The organism is Pseudomonas baetica, from assembly GCF_051216495.1.
Classification (GTDB): domain Bacteria; phylum Pseudomonadota; class Gammaproteobacteria; order Pseudomonadales; family Pseudomonadaceae; genus Aquipseudomonas; species Aquipseudomonas baetica_B.
The window spans coordinates 1-16552 of record NZ_JBPKAM010000042.1; the positions used below are offsets into that span (position 1 = coordinate 1).

The 16552-nt window shown below is 58.4% G+C and carries 15 protein-coding genes and 1 pseudogene; 6 read left to right on the forward strand and 10 right to left on the reverse strand.

All coding sequences use genetic code 11. The features are described from left to right. The first annotated feature begins 358 nt into the window (after positions 1-358). Both ACSFE6_RS16205 and ACSFE6_RS16210 read left to right on the forward strand, forming a co-directional pair. Positions 359-817, forward strand: coding sequence for an REP-associated tyrosine transposase (locus ACSFE6_RS16205; RefSeq protein WP_435428562.1), 459 nt, complete (start codon positions 359-361; stop codon positions 815-817). A 253-nt stretch (positions 818-1070) separates the two neighbouring features. Beyond that, positions 1071-2216, forward strand: a complete 1146-nt coding sequence (locus ACSFE6_RS16210; RefSeq protein WP_435428563.1) for a glycerate kinase — start codon at positions 1071-1073, stop codon at positions 2214-2216. A 63-nt stretch (positions 2217-2279) separates the two neighbouring features. Here the strand turns inward: ACSFE6_RS16210 and ACSFE6_RS16215 are convergent. Next, a pseudogene (locus tag ACSFE6_RS16215) lies at positions 2280-2635 on the reverse strand (DUF6124 family protein). 595 nt (positions 2636-3230) lie between these two features. Here ACSFE6_RS16215 and ACSFE6_RS16220 point away from each other — a divergent pair. Genes ACSFE6_RS16220 through ACSFE6_RS16230 form a run of 3 tightly spaced genes read left to right on the forward strand, consistent with a single transcriptional unit; the run spans position 3231 to position 6678 of the window. After that, on the forward strand, positions 3231-4943 hold the full coding sequence (locus ACSFE6_RS16220; RefSeq protein ID WP_435428564.1) for a hypothetical protein: 1713 nt from the start codon (positions 3231-3233) through the stop codon (positions 4941-4943). Further along, positions 4907-5809 carry a hypothetical protein gene (locus ACSFE6_RS16225; RefSeq protein ID WP_435428565.1) on the forward strand — a complete coding sequence of 301 codons (903 nt, stop codon included), beginning with the start codon at positions 4907-4909 and terminating at the stop codon, positions 5807-5809. Before ACSFE6_RS16220 ends, ACSFE6_RS16225 begins: the two co-directional genes overlap by 37 nt. Continuing rightward, positions 5809-6678 carry an RHS repeat-associated core domain-containing protein gene (locus ACSFE6_RS16230; protein WP_435428566.1) on the forward strand — a complete coding sequence of 290 codons (870 nt, stop codon included), beginning with the start codon at positions 5809-5811 and terminating at the stop codon, positions 6676-6678. The genes ACSFE6_RS16225 and ACSFE6_RS16230 overlap by 1 nt, the downstream gene beginning before the upstream one ends. Before the next feature lie 30 nt (positions 6679-6708). Here the strand turns inward: ACSFE6_RS16230 and ACSFE6_RS16235 are convergent, their stop codons facing one another. Both ACSFE6_RS16235 and ACSFE6_RS16240 read right to left on the reverse strand, forming a co-directional pair. Then, the gene (locus tag ACSFE6_RS16235) at positions 6709-7458 is read right to left on the reverse strand and encodes a response regulator (protein ID WP_435428567.1); all 750 of its coding nucleotides are present in this window, start codon (positions 7456-7458) and stop codon (positions 6709-6711) included. Between the two features lie 52 nt (positions 7459-7510). Further along, the gene (locus ACSFE6_RS16240; protein ID WP_435428568.1) at positions 7511-7795 is read right to left on the reverse strand and encodes a helix-turn-helix transcriptional regulator; all 285 of its coding nucleotides are present in this window, start codon (positions 7793-7795) and stop codon (positions 7511-7513) included. Positions 7796-8261: 466 nt separating this feature from the next. Here ACSFE6_RS16240 and ACSFE6_RS16245 point away from each other — a divergent pair, with 466 nt between their 5' ends. After that, on the forward strand, positions 8262-9449 hold the full coding sequence (locus ACSFE6_RS16245) for a pyridoxal phosphate-dependent aminotransferase (protein WP_435428569.1): 1188 nt from the start codon (positions 8262-8264) through the stop codon (positions 9447-9449). 117 nt (positions 9450-9566) lie between these two features. Here the strand turns inward: ACSFE6_RS16245 and ACSFE6_RS16250 are convergent, their stop codons facing one another. From ACSFE6_RS16250 to ACSFE6_RS16280, 7 genes are all read right to left on the reverse strand, one after another. Beyond that, positions 9567-10544: a 2-hydroxyacid dehydrogenase gene (locus tag ACSFE6_RS16250; RefSeq protein WP_435428570.1), complete on the reverse strand. Its 978-nt coding sequence runs from the start codon at positions 10542-10544 to the stop codon at positions 9567-9569. A gap of 20 nt (positions 10545-10564) precedes the next feature. Beyond that, a complete protein-coding gene (locus tag ACSFE6_RS16255; RefSeq protein WP_435428571.1) occupies positions 10565-11857 on the reverse strand; it encodes an MFS transporter in 1293 nt (430 codons plus the stop codon). Positions 11858-11919: 62 nt separating this feature from the next. After that, positions 11920-12939, reverse strand: a complete 1020-nt coding sequence (locus tag ACSFE6_RS16260; protein ID WP_435428572.1) for a sugar kinase — start codon at positions 12937-12939, stop codon at positions 11920-11922. Further along, the gene (locus ACSFE6_RS16265) at positions 12932-13699 is read right to left on the reverse strand and encodes a sugar phosphate isomerase/epimerase family protein (protein WP_435428573.1); all 768 of its coding nucleotides are present in this window, start codon (positions 13697-13699) and stop codon (positions 12932-12934) included. The genes ACSFE6_RS16260 and ACSFE6_RS16265 overlap by 8 nt, the downstream gene beginning before the upstream one ends. Positions 13700-13851: 152 nt before the next feature. After that, positions 13852-14877 carry a LacI family DNA-binding transcriptional regulator gene (locus ACSFE6_RS16270; protein WP_435428574.1) on the reverse strand — a complete coding sequence of 342 codons (1026 nt, stop codon included), beginning with the start codon at positions 14875-14877 and terminating at the stop codon, positions 13852-13854. A gap of 120 nt (positions 14878-14997) precedes the next feature. Next, positions 14998-15606: a LysE family translocator gene (locus ACSFE6_RS16275; RefSeq protein WP_435428575.1), complete on the reverse strand. Its 609-nt coding sequence runs from the start codon at positions 15604-15606 to the stop codon at positions 14998-15000. A 52-nt stretch (positions 15607-15658) separates the two neighbouring features. Beyond that, complete coding sequence (locus ACSFE6_RS16280) at positions 15659-16498, reverse strand: AraC family ligand binding domain-containing protein (protein ID WP_435428576.1); 840 nt, start codon at positions 16496-16498, stop codon at positions 15659-15661. Positions 16499-16552 lie beyond the last annotated feature (54 nt).

The following is a 16552-nucleotide window of genomic DNA, read 5'->3' on the forward strand; positions in this document are numbered from 1 at the left end:
CCCCCCCCCCCCTCCCCCCCCCCCCCCCCTCCCCCCCCCCCCCCCCCGCCCCCACAGAGACATGTGGTGAGACACAAATAGCATGAACCCCGCAAATCCATTGTGGGAGCGAGCCAGCTCGCGAAGAGGCCCTCACATCCAGCATCCATGTTGCCTGACCCACCGCCTTCGCGAGCAGGCACGCTCCCACAGAGACATGTGGTGAGACACAAATAGCATGAACCCCGCAAATCCATTGTGGGAGCGAGCCTGCTCGCGAAGGCATTCGTCCAGACACATCCAGCTAAAAGCCTGCCTCATCCTCTGGTATCCACAGGACTAGCCTTCCTCATGACTTAAACATGAACGGGGCAAAGGAATGCCTGATCTATCCGCGTCTCATCGACTGCGTCTCGGCCGTTTTTCCGAAGCCAATCGGATTTACCTGCTGACGACTAATACCCTTGGAAGAGAGCCTGTATTTAACGACTTTGCCCTGGGCAGATTAGTCGTCGCACAATTTCGCGCCGCACAGGATCTGGGATTTGCCCATTCATTGGCATGGGTCGTCATGCCTGATCACTTTCACTGGTTGATCGATTTGCAGGGCGGATCATTGAGTGAGCTGATGCAAAGGACTAAATCCTTGAGTACCAAGGCGATAAACCGGACCACGGGTCGACAGGCCCGTTACTGGCAGCAAGGCTTTCATGATCGGGCGCTGCGCCGTGATGAAGATTTGGTGAAGCTGGCCCGCTATGTTGTGGCAAACCCGTTAAGGGCGGGGCTGGTCGATAAGCTTGGCGACTATCCGCTGTGGGATGCCATTTGGGTTTGACCTGAAACCGAGTTGCCTTCTTCGCGAGCAGGCTCGCTCCCACAGGATTTGAGGACATTGGAGATCCATTGTGGGAGCGAGCCTGCTCGCGAAGGGGCCATCCCCTCCAACCCCTTGCTGACTGACCCAGCGCTCCCACAGAAAACCGGTTTTGTGGAAATGAACAATAATCCCCATGACCGCTTGTGCAGCGGACCGGCGTCATTGGACTGGCCGGCTGGCAGCATGGGTGCATTGGAACTGGAGAATTCCCATGAAAATCGTGATTGCCCCCGATTCGTTCAAAGACAGCCTCAGTGCTCAAGGCGTGGCTGATGCCATTGCATTGGGACTCCGGGAAGTCTGGCCTGATGCACAGTTGATCAAATGCCCGATGGCCGATGGCGGGGAGGGCACCGTCGCGGCGGTGTTGGCGGCGTGCGGCGGGGAGCACCAGCGTGCCGAAGTGCGCGGCCCCCTCGGCGATGTTGCCAATGCGAGGATGGGGTGGTTGCCTGACACCCGCACCGCGATCATCGAAATGGCCGAAGCCAGCGGTTTGCAATTGGTCCCGATCGATCAACGCGATGCCTGCAACAGCAGCACCTTCGGCACTGGCCAATTGATCCGCTTCGCCCTCGACGTAGGCGCGCAACGCATCATCCTGGCCATCGGCGGCAGCGCCACCAACGATGGTGGCGCCGGTGCGATGCAAGCCTTGGGCATGAAACTGTTCGACGCCCAGGGTCAGCCCTTGGCACCGGGCGGCCTGGCCCTTGCCAAACTGTTTCGCATCGACCTGAGCGAACTCGATCCGCGCCTTAAGAATGTACGCTTCGACATCGCCGCCGATGTCGACAACCCGCTGTGCGGTCCCCACGGTGCGTCGGCGGTGTTCGGACCACAAAAAGGCGCCACACCGCAGCAGGTTCAGTTGCTGGATCATGCCCTCGGGCACTTCGCCGATCACTGCGCAAAGGTGCTGGGCAAAGATGTGCGCGACGAGCCGGGCAGTGGCGCAGCGGGTGGGCTCGGGTTTGCCGCCAAGGCATTTCTCGGGGCGCAGTTCATGCCCGGGGTCGAAGTGGTCGCTGAATTGGTGGGCCTTGCCGAAGCCGTCGACGGCGCCGATCTGGTGATTACGGGAGAAGGGCGATTCGATGCCCAGACCCTGCGCGGCAAGACCCCCTTTGGCGTGGCGCAAATCGCTCGCAAACGAGGCGTGCCGGTTATCGTTATTGCCGGCTCCCTGGGCGAGGATTATCAGGCGCTGTACGGCCACGGCATCGATGCCGCGTTCTCTCTGGTGAGCGGACCGATCACACTGAAGGAGGCATGCATGAATGCGCCACGGCTGTTGCGCGAGCGGGCGACAGACATCGCTCGCGTCTGGCGGATGGCCGGGATTCACCAGCACTAAGGTTTCTGTGGCGAGGGGATAAATCCCCTCGCCACATTCAATCACCTCACCACAAGGAGTGTGTCAGGGCGGGTCAATCTGATCCAACACCCGATTCGCCGTGATCTCCGCCAGCATCACGCTGTTGGAAATCCCCAGCAGCGCATGGCGATCGCCCCCCTCCAGATGATCCACCAACTGATGGACCATCACTTCCACCGACGCCAGCGTCTCCACCAGATACACCATCAGGTTTCGCTCGTGGCTTCGGGGTCGACGCTAAACAGCGTACTAGGCGTACGTGGCGTGGCCTTGATGTCGGCCGTGGAGGGGAAGTGAAAGTCGAGGGCGCGTTCGGCGGCTTCGTTGAGTTTGTTTGAGTCGGGTTCGTACGGGGAGGTTGGATCGGTGTCCGGGGGATTGGGTGTGACCTTAAACATACGCTTGCTTCCTGATTGGGTGCCAACCCTCATGCTGCTAAACGAGAGGGAGGCAGCTGTGCGCAGGTTAGCAGACCGGGGAAGCTAGCAAAGCCGGCGCGCCCGAAGGCGCCCTGCGCACAGCCACCATCGAGAGCAGGCATGGGAATGCCTGACTGACAGCGCTTGTGCAGCTTGCTTACAACCCCGGGCTGCTAAACCCGATCACTGATGGGCAGTGACGCGAATCAAGTTACTGAGCGGCCCCAAGGTGCACAAGCCGGCGGATTCTGGTGTAACCGTAGGCAACGACGCAAGGGTTTGTGGCTTTCAAGAAACTGTCTTAAACGCGTTTAAACAAGCTCTCGAAGGCGATCGGCAATCTCGAATTTTCTGTCGTGAAGCGCGCAATGACGAACTCTGCCAGGCCCCCTGTATAAATCCCCACCTGTCAACTCTGACAGTTTCGCTTTTCTGTATGTCGGTGCTTAATTCACGCAGAGACAGGTAGTCCTGCGACACGGGATCGTTTTGTACCCGCCAGCTCCAGGCTGTTGAGCTACGTATGCCCACGGGGATGCCCGTGGCTCAAATGGCGTAACAGGAGGGAAGGAACATGTCGAACATCCAGACCAAAAGCGAGCGAGCAAAAGCCAGCCGCGCCTATGTGAAAATGCGCAGCGATTATCGTGCGACCCTTGCAGAAAAACCGATTGAGTTCGATGCCGCGGATTTTGTCGATGTCGGCAAAACTATCCTCCACGGCCCCAGACTGCGGGAGAACAGGAAAATTACGGTAAAGATCCCGCGCTGGTTCGTTACATCGCCTCCTTTTGATCCTGCTAATCCTGACGAGCAAGGGGAATTTGTTTCGTTACAGTTGGACAGTGACGACGGCAAGGGATTTGTGGAGGTCGCCAGTCACCGATTCCTGGTGCCAACCGGCCAGACTGATTACACGGAATCTTTCCCCTATGCGATGGATATATCCATCAACGATCTTCCAGAGCACGCGAACTGCGAGCTGAAATACGTAATCACTTACTACAACACATCGGAAGACGAAAGCCCCACTGAGTCGTTCCTTTGTGATCGGGTGCGACCCTACGGTGAGCATCCACCTGAAGCACTGACGCTGGATGATCCCTTTGTGGACGATGCCAACTTGCCCGTCGGCAGCAAGCTGAAACTTACCGTTCCATCCTCTTCCAAGTACGAATGGAAGGATGGTGACAACATCGCCACTTATCTATTCGACGTCAACAATGTTCCCGACGACCTCACAGGTATCACTCCGATTGCGTATGGCCCGCTCACGGATCCCTCGACGACAACCAATGTTGTCGAAATAGATGAAGCGAAGATTCGCGCGTTTGGTGATGCGAAGGTGGTTTTTCTCCACATCATTAGAGACAAGGCACTCAATGACAGTTTGCTCTCGCTTTGGACCAATGCGACGTTCACCTTCGGCCTGTTACCTGCGTTGCCCCTCGATAAACCCGAAGTCGATCAGGCCGACCCGGTCCTGTTGCTTGAACATGTCTGGGAGGGAGTGAGTGTCTGGATCAAACGCCCCACTGCCTTCAAACCCGGTGACACGCTCACGCTGAGTTGGGGCAACACCCAAGTGGTGAAAGACTTTCCCATTCCCGATAACGGCAGCACGAGGATTGAAGTGCCGGTAGTACCCTTGAAAACGTTGTTGCTGGAATACGGAGAAACCACCGCTGGCGCTAAAGACACGCTTGTCAGTTATCTGTATGTCCGTAAAGGGCGCCCCTTTGGCCCAGCGAGCGATACGTTCAAGGTCAACCTGGAGTCCCCAATCGGCTGGTTACCGTGGCCTCCCGAAGAGGAATGGCCAGTCCCCACGCACCCGAGTTTGCTCAAGGGAGACGTGGTGAATCACGACGGGAACCGAACCAACCAGTTGACTCGGGATGACAAGAACGAAGACGCATTCTTCGATTTCAAGTGGTTTGCCGAAGCTGAAAATGGACATGTCGTGGATTTCGAATGGAATGGCGTGATTGTCCCCGAGGCGCGGCTCGAATTTGACGATACGCCTTCACCCGGCCCTGGCCACACCCCCGGTGGGGATGCAAGGGTGAGCATCCCATGGCGGTACATCAAGGAAGGCAAAAACGGCCCGAAAGTCCCCGTGCGCTATTGGGTTTCTAAAACAGGGCTGGACAACGAACTGCCTTCAGAGATCACCGAAGTGGACGTGAATGCGATCGCTCTCGAACTGCCCCAGGCGACATTCCCAACCGTACCGGCCAGACGTTCACGATGTGGTACGACTACAGCCGGCAGGCACGTCTGTTGAAGTACGTCGACGTGCTGAATCAGGATCAGATTTATGACTACGACAAATCCACTGGACGATTGCTAAGTACAACGCTGGGCACCACGGTGGCCAGGTTTACTTATCACGCTACTCTGGGCGAGGTCGAAAGCATCGTGACCACCGACGGTACGCAGAGTCTGACAACCAGGCTGAACTGGGACGATTGGGGCCGCGAAGTATTGCGAGAGTTCGATTTTGGCGGGGGAGTGACTCAAAAACTCGAACAGGTCTACAACGTAGTCGATGGGTTGACCCAGAGCACCTTGACTGAAAACGGCAGCGTTTTGCGCGACCAAACCTACCAATATGATGCTCGTAGCCGTCTGGAAGTCTATGAATGCAAAGGTACTCAACAACCAGTGGACCCTTACGGAAAGTCAATAGACATGCAGATATTTATCTTCGATGAACTGGATAATATCTTGCGGGTAACCACTTATTTTCCTGGAGGACGTAATCGCGCCAACTACACCTTCGACAACCCGAACGACCCAGCGCAGTTAAGTTCAGTCACCAACGATCATGCCGACTACCCCAGCACGATTAACCTTACCTACAACGCCGACGGTTGCTTGTTGCACGACGAAGAAGGACGAAGTCTTGATTATGACGGCCTGGGCCGCTTGATCAGTGTCAGCGAACCGACTGGAGGAGCATCAAAATCCTATGGCTACGATTCCCTGGATACGCTCGTCAGCCAAGGCACAGGCGCAAACGCACAGTTTCGTTTTTATCAAGATGGGGAGATCCACAATCTGAGCGAGGGTTCCAGCACAAGCACCTTTGTTCGTGGCAAGGAGGTTGTGCTCGCGGAGCACCAGGCAGGTGCTGTCCCAAAGTCCTGATGCTGGCCACTGACGGTGAGAACAGCGTGGTGTCAGAGGTCAGCATGCAACAGCACAAGCGTATCGCCTATTCAACGTATGGGTACGATCAGGGGGGAGGGAGTCATCTGGGCTACAACGGCGAGCTTCGGGACTCGTTTTCCGGCAAATATTTCCTGGGCGCGGGCAATAGGATGTTCAATACGTGTTTGTTGCGTTTTGAAAGTCCTGATGGTGCGTATTGGAGTCCGTTTGGAGAGGGTGGGCGCAATGCGTATGCATATGGTTTAGGTAATCCGGTCAAACATGGAGATCCGTCGGGAAATTCTTCAATAATCAAACGACTTTCGATTGTACTCATGATGTCTGGGGATGATTTCGCTAACACTGGAGCTCTAGCCGCAAGTCGTGCTGGTCGAACTTCTGGGGGCCTTGAAAGGGTTACAGATCAACTGGCTGACTTGAGTGTTTCGAGATCTTCCAGATCAGCAACGCGTACAGGAGCGAGCAGGGCACGAGGTTCGGAGATTCCAGCGCCGGATTATTCAAGCTCGCGCTCTTCCAGCCCTCAAGCGGATTGGGCGCAGAACCCGGTGGCTTCGACATCAAGAGGAGAATCAATGTCGTCGAGATTAAGCGAGCCTAAGCCCAAACTCATAGTGGGTAACTACGCACACAATAAGTACCATTTTCCCGAGGCTTACAAGGCAGCTCAGGCAAAAAGCAAGCCAGGTGTTGTAGTGGGGAAACCGCCGCAGGGGGTAAAAGGAGACATCGTCACCACCACGCCAAATGGAAATAAAGATCAATATTTCGGTTTACCAACGTACAACACGGCAGTTCGTACACCCGAAAAGACGAACATAGGAAAGCACGCTCACAGGCGATAAAGGGGCCTGCCTGTAGCAGCCGCTAAAATATTAACCATTCAACCCACTCACTCGAGCAAACTCCACCAACCCACCGCCATGGCCAAGTCCCAACTTGTCCATGGCGGTGCGTTTTTGTCGACTGATGGTTTTTTCACTGCGGTTCAATTGCTCGGCGATCTGACGTCCGGAAAGTCCCTGAACAAACAAACGCACGACCTCCAGCTCCCGGTCGGAAAGGCTTACCCTCGGCGCATCAGTGCCGGTGGACGACAAGGTTTGCGTTTTCAGGATCCCCGCAAACGATGTGCAGAGGTGTTTACGACCTTTGATCACGGTATGTGCCGCCTGTTTCAATTCGCTCAAGGGACTGCGCTTGTCGAACAGTCCACTGACGCCCAGATTCAGCAATGCTTGCAGCAACGAGGGGTTGCGCAGCATGGTCATCACGATCAAGGGGATATGGGGAAAATGCCGTCTCAGATAGCCCATCAAGGACAGACCATCGGGTAAGTGTCCACAAGGCATGGAGTAATCGCTAATCAGCAGATCACATGGCGTGCTCTTCAGCTGGTGGATAAGTTCATCGGCGTTGGTGGCCTGCGCGACAATGGCGAATGCCGATTCACCGCACGCGCGCAGTGTCATTTCAGCGCCTTTGAGTACGATGGGATGATCGTCGGCAAGGATGATGCGTAGCGGCTGGTCCGGCCGGTGCCTGTGCAACACGGGCGTATCGTCACAGGCAGCGTCTAGCGAACAGCTGAACGGAATGGATTGAGGCGTTTGTTCCAGATTCATTAAAAGTCTCAACAGGCGTCGATGACGTGCCGACCACTGATGAGACCCTGGCTCAAGGTGCTTGAATCAAGCCTTGCTCCAGTGCCTTGACCATGGCGATCCAGCGCGACCTCACACCGAATTTTCGGCGGATATTGCAATAGTGGTAATTCACACCCGCCTCAGTGCAGCCGCAGATCTTGGCCGTCTCCCAGGACGATTTGCCGGCCAGGCCCCACTTCAAGACCTCTATTTCTCTGGCCGTGAGCGTCACCACTTGGGTGGGTTGATCCGCCTGTGGCGGGCGGTTGACTTGGGCTTGCGATGATTGAACTGAAGCGGTTGTAGAACGGTACATAGTTGAATCTCCCATTCATCATCATTGACGGCGTGGGCGCGGCGGAATCTTCCTACATCTTCAAGGCGAGGTTCGCGCGACCGTCCTTCAAGCACCTATAGGGAACTGAAGGCACGGTTTTCTTATATCGCAATCTCTTCACCTTGGAACCTGTCACAAATTACAGGCGGGCGGACTTTACTGAGATACCGTGGAAAGGGCTGTCAGCGAAGGCGCATCAGTTTTGTAGGATATGTCTACGTGGTTTTCAGTGGTGCGGTGAGGTGCTAATTGACTGATTCGTTGGTCTTTTTTTTGTTATCGGTGTAGGTGCGAAGGTGACAGAGACTGATCCCCTGAAAATACCTGGACCGGGATATTTTTTTTCGGCAGCGATGTGTCCGTCCGTCGATTTGATGCGCCCTGCTGGCGCGGTTCGAGATTTGCGATAGGGTAATGAACAGGAACCCGCGCGACTGGAGAACACATGCGCTACTCAGCCTTGACCCAACGCATCGCCGGTGACGGAGCGGCGGCGTGGCAGATACATGATCGAGCACTTGAACTGCGCAAACAGGGTGTCGATGTATTGCTGCTGTCGATCGGCGATCCTGACTTCGATACGCCACTACCCATCGTCCATGCCGCCATCGATAGCCTGCTGGCTGGCGACACTCACTATCCCCCCGTACGCGGCACGCCAGGATTGCGCCACAGTATTGCCCGCCGGCATAGCCAGCGCAGCGGTCAGGTGGTGGACGCCGAGCATGTGATCGTCATGCCCGGCGCTCAATGCGCGGTGTATTCGGTTGCGCAATGCCTGCTCGATCCGGGTGATGAGGTTATCGTCGCCGAACCGATGTACGTGACGTATGAAGGCGTGCTCGGTGCCATCGGTGCGACAGTGCTGCCGGTGGCGGTACACCCGGAAAACGGATTCCGGGTCGACCCGTTCGATGTCGCTGCACTGATCACGCCGAAAACCCGCGCCATGTTGCTCAACAGCCCGAACAATCCTTCTGGCGCCAGCTTGCCATTGAAGGTCTGGCAGGCGCTGGCGTTGCTGTGTGTCCGTCATGATTTGTGGCTGATCAGTGATGAGGTCTACAGCGATTTGTTGTACGAGGGTGAACACATCAGTCCGGCCAGCCTGCCGGGCATGGCCGAGCGTACGGCGACGATCAACAGCCTGTCCAAGTCCCATGCCATGAGCGGCTGGCGGGTAGGGTGGGTAGTTGGCCCAAAAATGCTGGTCGAGCATCTGGATCATTTGTCCTTGTGCATGTTGTTCGGCATTCCTGAGTTCATTCAGAACGCCGCGCAATTGGCGCTGGATGAGGATTTGCCGGAGGTGGCGTTGATGCGCGAGGAGTATCGCCGGCGGCGCGACCTGGTGTGCTCGAGCCTGAACCACTGCCCGGGCCTGCGGGCGATTCGGCCGGATGGCGGGATGTTCGTGATGGTCGATGTGCGTCAGACCGGGTTGTCTGCCCAGCATTTTGCCGAGCGGTTGCTGGAGGGGTATGGCGTGTCGGTGTTGGCCGGCGAGGCGTTCGGGCCGAGTGCGGCGGGGCATATTCGCATCGGGCTGGTGGTGGATCGGCCGAAACTGGCGGATGCCTGTCGGCGGATCGCATTGTGTGCAATGGACCTTTTGGAGGCGCGGCGGGCCTGAGGGAATTGTGGCGTTTGTGCCGGCCTCTTCGCGAGCAGGCTCGCTCCCACAGGGGGAACGCATTCCAATGTGGGAGCGAGCCTGCTCGCGAAGACTGACTGACAGGCGACGGAGTTCTTAGCGCTTCCACGCCTGGACATTCACCAGGCTTTTCGGCCGCTCACCGGCCAGCGCAGCCAACAAGTTTTCCACCGCATATTCTGCCATCGCCTCCCGGGTCTCATGGGTCGCCGAACCGATGTGCGGGGTTGCCACCACGTTATCCAACTGCAATAACGGTGAGTCAGCATAGAGCGGTTCACGCTCGAACACATCCAGCCCTGCCGCGCGAATCCGGCCCGCCTTTAACGCTTGAATCAGCGCCGCTTCGTTGACCACCTTGCCCCGCGAAATATTGATGAAGATCGTTTCGGGCCGCATCAGTGCGAACTGTTCGGCGCCGATCAGGCCTTCAGTCTCAGCGGTCAGCGGCAACGTCAGGCAAACGAAATCCGCTTCCTGTAACAGCTCCGGCAAGCTCCGGTACTGCGCATTGAATCTTTGTTCCACCACTGGCTTCGGCGATTGGCTGTGATAGAGCACCGGCATGCCGAAGCCGAAATGCCCGCGTTGGGCCAGGGCTTCGCCGATGCGGCCCATGCCGATGATGCCCAGGGTCTTGCCGTGCACATCGGTGCCGAACTGCGCAGGACCGATGTTGCGTTGCCAACGGCCTTCGCGAACCATGTTCGCCAGTTCCACCACGCGTCGGGCGGTGGCCAGGATCAGGGCGAAGCCAGTGTCGGCGGTGGTTTCGGTGAGCACGTCCGGGGTGTTGCTGAGCAGGATGCGCCGTTCGGTGAGGTAGTCGATGTCGTAGTTGTCGACGCCCACCGAAACGCTGGCGATGGCTTGGAGATTGGGCGCCAGGTCCAGCAATGCAGCATCGAGCTTAAGGCTGGCACCGAGCAAGCCATGGGCGCGGGGCAGGGCGGCCCGCAGTTGCTCCAGACCTGCGGCGTCAAGGTTCTCGATCAGCGTAACCTCGGCTTGTTCCTCAAGCCGGGCCATCAGCACCGGCGAGAGTTTCTTGTACAACACAACCTGCTTTTTCATCATCAATTCTCTACTTCGATTCAGGAGTGGGCAGCGCGGGTCACGGCCACCGAGGGCCGCTCCCGATCACTGGCGCCGGGCTTGAGGGCAATCGTCAGCAGCACCGAGAGCATCAGCGCGCCGCTCATCAACAGGTATGAGGCGCCGGGTGAGCCGGTGGCGCTGTTCAGGTAGCCGACCAGATACGAACCGCCAAACGAACCCAGGGCACCCATGCTGTTGATCAATGCCATGGCACCGCCGGCGACGTTCGCCGGGAGGATTTCCGGGATGATCGCGAAGAACGGCCCGTAGGGTGCGTACATGCAGGCACCGGCAATCACCAGCAAGGTGTAGGACCACCAGAAATGCTCGGCACCAAGGGCGTAAGAACCGTAAAAGGCAATCGAGGCGATCAACAGCGGCGGCCAGACGAAGCGTTTGCGCTTCTGTAATTTGTCCGAACCCCAGGACACCAGCAGCATGCCGATCACCGCCGCGAGATAAGGCAGTGCCGACAGCCAGCCGGCCTGGACCATGTCCATTTGCGCACCGGCCTTGAGGATCGACGGCAACCAGAGCACGAAGCCATAGACGCCGATGCTCCAGCAGAAGAATTGCAAGGCGAGGATGATCACCTTAGGCGAGCGGAAGGCTTCGGCGTAGTTCTTCACCGCCTTGATGCCGACCTGTTCTGCTGCCAGTGCGCTTTCCAGATCCTGCTTTTCCTGGTCATTGAGCCACTTGGCTTGCGACGGACGATCATCGGCCAGCTTCCACCAGATGAATGCCCAGAGCACCGCTGGCAGGCCTTCGATGATGAACATCCAGCGCCAGCTGTAGTGCTGCACCAGATAGCCCGAGACCACCGACATCCACAGCATGGTCACCGGGTTGCCGAGGATCAGGAAGGTGTTGGCCCGGGAGCGTTCGGCGCGGGTGAACCAGTGGCACAGGTAGATCAGCATCGCTGGCATTACCGCGGCTTCGACCACGCCGAGCATGAAGCGGATGACGATCAGCCAGTAGGCGTTGGAGACGATCCCGGTCAGGGTCGCCAGGCTGCCCCAGAGGATCAGGCTGACGAAGATCAGCTTCTTGACGCTGTGCTTCTGGGCATAGATCGCCCCCGGCACCTGGAAGAAAAAGTAACCAAGGAAGAACAGCGCGCCGAGCAGCGACGACAGGCCCGGGGTGATCATCAGGTCGGCGGCCATCCCTGAGGCGGCGGCGAAGCCGTAGTTGGCGCGGTCCAGGTACGCCAGGCTGTAGGTGATGAACACGATGGGCATGATGTACCACCAGCGGCGGGTGGCGAGGGTTGCGGTTTTCATCAGTGGTGCTCCTGAGCTTGTTGTTTTTGTCGCAGCAGGTAACGGTTCTAAATCTTTAGTGACTAGGCGGGCCTCTTCGCGAGCGGGCTCGCTCCCACATTGGAATGCGTTTCCCTGTGGGAGCGAGCCTGCTCGCGAATGGCGGCCTCAAATTCGACGGTCATTTCGGAGCGGTTCGGCAACCCCTCCATATCCCCGCGACTCTGCACCGCCCGGCTGCCAATCCAGTTGGCGCGCTTCACGGCGTCGGCAAAGCTGTGGTTCTCCAGCAAGGCGCTGATCATGCCGACGGCAAAGCCATCACCGGCGCCAACGGTATCGACCACGGTTTCCACGGGCACACCGGCGACGAAACCCTGATCCAGATGCGTGCGGTAATAAGCGCCGTGCGGGCCGAGTTTGATCGCCACCGCTTCGGCACCCTGATCGAGGTAAAACGCCGCGATGTCCGCAGGGTCTTCGAAGCCGGTCAGCAAACGACCTTCACTGAGCCCCGGCAATACCCAATGGGCCAGGGCGGCGAGGCGGTTGATCTCGGTGATCATCTGTTGCTCGCTGGCCCATAGGCTCGGGCGCAGGTTGGGGTCGAACGACACACTGCGCCCGGACTCGCGCATGCGGGTCATCAATTCAAAAGACATCTGTCGCGCCGTTTCCGACAGCGCCGGAGGAATGCCGGTGGCGTGCAGGTGTCGCGCCTTGAGCAGTTCGGGCACGATCGATTGCGGCGACAAATGACTGGCCGCCGAACCGCGCCGAAAATACTCGACCTTGGGGTCGTCGCCATCATCGGTGCGGGACTTGAGCTGGAAGCCGGTGGGGTGCGCGGCATCGATGGCTACGTTGCGACAATCGAGGCCTTCGTTTTTCAAGGTGTCGATCACGAACCGCCCCAGTGAATCAGCCCCCACCCGGCTCAGCCATGCCACCTTGAAGCCCAGGCGCGACAAGCCGATGGCGACGTTGCTGTCCGCCCCGGCGATGCGCTTGTGGAAATGATCGACCCTGGCCAGATCACCGTTCTGATCGGCGACGAACATGGCCATGGTTTCGCCGAACGACAGGATATCGATCTCAGACATGGGCGCTCTCCAGGCTAGCCAGGACCGCCACATGCTCAGTGGTGAGTTGCACCAGGTCATCGCCCTGCAGCGGATATTCCGCTGCCCGCATCACGTTCGGGGTCATGTGCTCTAGTAGTTGTTCCCACTGTTGCAGGTCGCTGGCGGCAGGGGGAATGGCTATCAACTTGCCGTCGGCACGACGCGTAACGGCTTTGCAGTGCACATAGCCGACATGGCGCCCGAGCAGGCGCGCGGCGCTGGCGGCGGATTGATCCTGCCAGTGCCAATTGCCGATATCGAAGGTCATCTTGATCGGCAGTGCGTGTTGTTCAACTTCAGCAAAAAAACGCTGGAAGGGTTCGATGCGACCGCCATGCAGCGTCTGGTCGTTTTCCACCAGCAGTTGCACTGGGCTCACACGCAATAAGCTGTCGAGTGCTTGCAGGTCGTTGTTATCAGTGAAGTAACCCAGGGAAACCTTCAACCATTTGGCGCCAAAGGCCTGGGCGCGTTGCAGGGCGCTCATCAACTCGAGGTTGGGTTTCGACTGGCCGGCCAGCCACAGCTCCATGGGCGAGGAGTACACACTTTCCAGCCCTTTGGCCCGGGTTGCGTTGGCCAGTTGCTCGGGCGCTTCACCGGTCAGCAATTCTTCGCGCCATTCGATGTGCGTGGCGTCGGCGGCGGCCAGCACATCGATGAAACTGCCTTGGCCGCGTTGGCGCACAAGGTCGGCGCCGTAGCTGGAGAGGCTGATGGAAACGGCGGGTTTGTTCATTGTTTTTCTACCTCTGAAACCGGTTTCATTTTTGTTCAAAAAAACAGGTGGTGTCCTTTCGGGCCTCTTCGCGAGCAGGCTCGCTCCCACAATGGTCCTGTGTTCACAAATCCACTGTGGGAGCGAGCCTGCTCGCGAAGGGGCCAGAACTTTCACCGAACAACTCCACGGGTCGACCCACGCACAATCAACCGTGCCGAAAAATCCATGGTCTTGATCGGCCCGTCATCCCCACGCAAACGCTTGAGCAAACACTCAAAAGCCTGGGCGCCAATCTCTTCGGTTGGCTGGGCGAGGGCGGTGATGCCACTGCCCACCAGCGGATACCAATCCAGGTCATCGAGGGCAATCAGGCCCACGTCTTCGAATAGATTGCGCTGCAGTTCACGCAACGCATGAGTGCTGGCCAACGCCGCAATACCGTTGGCGCAAAACAGTGCTTTCGGGCCGGGCCCAGGGGTGTCGAGGAAGGCTTTGAGGTGGGCAGTCAATTCGCTGCCGGTTTCGCTGATCGTCCCGTTCAACATCGGCCGTTGCGCGATCTGCTCCCTGAAGCGGCTCACACGCTCGATCCGCGAACTGGTGCCATCGAACGGCTCGGTCACCAACATCACGTCACGGTAGCCACGCTCTTCGAGATGATCGAGCGCCATGTCGACCGCCTGCGGGTTGTCCAGCCCGACCATGTCGCTTTCAAGGTTGTGGACTTTACGATCCACCAGCACCAAAGGCATTTCCCGGTGCAGTTCATGCAGCTCATCGCGGTGATGGCCGAGGGTGTTCACGATCAGGCCTTCGATGTTGTAGGACCGAAGCAGGGCCAGGTGCTGGCGTTCCTGCTCGTCATCGCGGTCGGTGTTGCACACCACCAGGCTGTAGCCGTGACGGCGGCAGGCGGTTTCCACCCCGTGCATCACGGCAATCGAATAGGGGTTGCGGATGTCGGCCACCAGCATGCCGATCAGGCGGGTGCGCCCGCGTTTCAGACCACGGGCCATCTGGTTCGGCCGATAGCCGAGTTCGGCAATCGCCTGTTCGATGCGTTGGGCAATCGCATCGGACAGCAGGGCGCGGTCTTCGCCGATGAATCGCGAGACGCTGGCCTTGGACACCTTGGCGTGTTCGGCCACGTCGAGCATGGTCACGCGGCTGCGCTGGGCGGCGGAGAAATCGTTCACGGGCGGAAACCTTGTTATTGGATTTATAAGGTTTGTGCGTTGCACTGAAACCGGTTTCAGAAGACACCAGAAACGGATTCGCCGTCAAGCCCTGTGTTAGCGATTGTCCGACAAAAGGGCTCAGGCCAAGACGCTCAACCAAGCCGAACCCAGCAACAACAGGGCCATGCAGCGATTGAACCTTTGCACGGCACGGGGCGAGCGCAACCAACGACTCGACCCGGCACCCAGCAGCGCCCAGACGCCGAGGCATGGCAGGGAAATCAGGAAAAACGCCCCGGACAGGTAAAGCACCTGCATGAACCGATCTTCACCTGCACCGGCAAAAACGCTGACCACGGCCAGTGCCATCATCCAGGTTTTCGGGTTGATCCATTGCAAGCTAATGGCGCCCAGGACGCCAAGGCGGGCTTCGGCTTTCTGCGCGTTGATGGCCGTGGCCGGGGCACTGAAAATCTGCCATGCCATGAAACTCAACCAGCCCACGCCGACCCATTGCATGACCGTTTGCATTAAGGGCCATTTGCTCAGCGAAGTACCGGCACCTGTACCCACCAGCAACACAAGGAAGGCAGCACTGGCACAGGCGCCAAGAATGATGGGAACGGCGGCGGCCAAACCGAATCGGGCACTGTTGCTCAACACCAGAATGTTGGTCGGACCAGGCGTAATCGCCGCGACAAAGGCAAACAGCAGGAAGGGCAGGAACGTCGGGAAAGAAGGCAGCATCGCAGGCAAACTCCGGTGAAGATCAGTGAGCTTGATCTTCACAAGCGCCGGGTTAGCCGTCTGGAAGATTTGAGCAGCGCTTGCGGTACAGTGCCGGTGTCAGGCCGTAGGCGCGCACGAACCAGCGGCCCAGATGACTCTGGTCGGCAAAACCCAGCGTCATTGCCACCGCCGCCGGTTGTTCACCCCGGGCCAGCATTCGTCGGGCCGTGGCGAGGCGCAATTGCACTAGATAGGCGTGGGGGGCCATGCCGTAGGCGGCCTTGAAGGCACGGGTCAGGCGGAAGCGGTCGACGCCGGTTGCGGCGGCCAATTGGTCAAGGCCGATGTCCTCGTGAGCATGAGCATGCAAATACTCCCGCGCCTTCTGCGCCACCAACGGCAGGCGCGGGTCTTCGCCGTAGCGAGTGCGCCAGTGCAGATGGCGGGTCAGGCATTCGAACAAATTATCGAGGGCCGTCTGGCGGACAATCTTCAGCTCGCCGCGATGCAGGGTTTCAAAGGTCAGGCTGGTGGCGTGGGCCAGGCGCCGGTCGGTGGTCAGGGTGCTGGCGAAACTCAATTCGCTATTGTCCGGCGCCTTGTCGAACACCGCACCGAGTTCGCGGGTCAGCCACTGCGGATCGATATACAGCATCCGGTAGGTGAAACCGTCGTCCGTCGGTGCCTCTCCGTCATGAATGTCACCCGGTTCCAGCAAAAACACCTTGCCCGGTGTGCTCTGATGCTTGGCCCGGCGGCAGTTGAACTGCTGAACCCCTTGCTCGGTAACGCCCACCAGATAACTGTCATGCCAGTGCGGGTCGTAGGCATGCCCCTGGAAATGCGCGCGCAGGGTCTCGATGCCGGTGTCGGCGTCCCGGGACAGGTCGATCCAGTTATGAGCAGTCATGTGGCACCTGTGGGACGGAGGTCTGGTTCATTTAACGACTGCACAGAGGGTGCT

What these genes read in the sequence shown, in the direction of transcription:
- ACSFE6_RS16205 (WP_435428562.1), top strand. Translation starts at nt 359, where the DNA reads ATGCCTGATCTATCCGCGTCTCATCGACTGCGTCTCGGCCGTTTTTCC.
- ACSFE6_RS16210 (WP_435428563.1), top strand. Translation starts at nt 1,071, where the DNA reads ATGAAAATCGTGATTGCCCCCGATTCGTTCAAAGACAGCCTCAGTGCT.
- ACSFE6_RS16220 (WP_435428564.1), top strand. Translation starts at nt 3,231, where the DNA reads ATGTCGAACATCCAGACCAAAAGCGAGCGAGCAAAAGCCAGCCGCGCC.
- ACSFE6_RS16225 (WP_435428565.1), top strand. Translation starts at nt 4,907, where the DNA reads ATGTGGTACGACTACAGCCGGCAGGCACGTCTGTTGAAGTACGTCGAC.
- ACSFE6_RS16230 (WP_435428566.1), top strand. Translation starts at nt 5,809, where the DNA reads ATGCTGGCCACTGACGGTGAGAACAGCGTGGTGTCAGAGGTCAGCATG.
- ACSFE6_RS16235 (WP_435428567.1), bottom strand. Translation starts at nt 7,458, where the DNA reads ATGAATCTGGAACAAACGCCTCAATCCATTCCGTTCAGCTGTTCGCTA.
- ACSFE6_RS16240 (WP_435428568.1), bottom strand. Translation starts at nt 7,795, where the DNA reads ATGTACCGTTCTACAACCGCTTCAGTTCAATCATCGCAAGCCCAAGTC.
- ACSFE6_RS16245 (WP_435428569.1), top strand. Translation starts at nt 8,262, where the DNA reads ATGCGCTACTCAGCCTTGACCCAACGCATCGCCGGTGACGGAGCGGCG.
- ACSFE6_RS16250 (WP_435428570.1), bottom strand. Translation starts at nt 10,544, where the DNA reads ATGAAAAAGCAGGTTGTGTTGTACAAGAAACTCTCGCCGGTGCTGATG.
- ACSFE6_RS16255 (WP_435428571.1), bottom strand. Translation starts at nt 11,857, where the DNA reads ATGAAAACCGCAACCCTCGCCACCCGCCGCTGGTGGTACATCATGCCC.
- ACSFE6_RS16260 (WP_435428572.1), bottom strand. Translation starts at nt 12,939, where the DNA reads ATGTCTGAGATCGATATCCTGTCGTTCGGCGAAACCATGGCCATGTTC.
- ACSFE6_RS16265 (WP_435428573.1), bottom strand. Translation starts at nt 13,699, where the DNA reads ATGAACAAACCCGCCGTTTCCATCAGCCTCTCCAGCTACGGCGCCGAC.
- ACSFE6_RS16275 (WP_435428575.1), bottom strand. Translation starts at nt 15,606, where the DNA reads ATGCTGCCTTCTTTCCCGACGTTCCTGCCCTTCCTGCTGTTTGCCTTT.
- ACSFE6_RS16280 (WP_435428576.1), bottom strand. Translation starts at nt 16,498, where the DNA reads ATGACTGCTCATAACTGGATCGACCTGTCCCGGGACGCCGACACCGGC.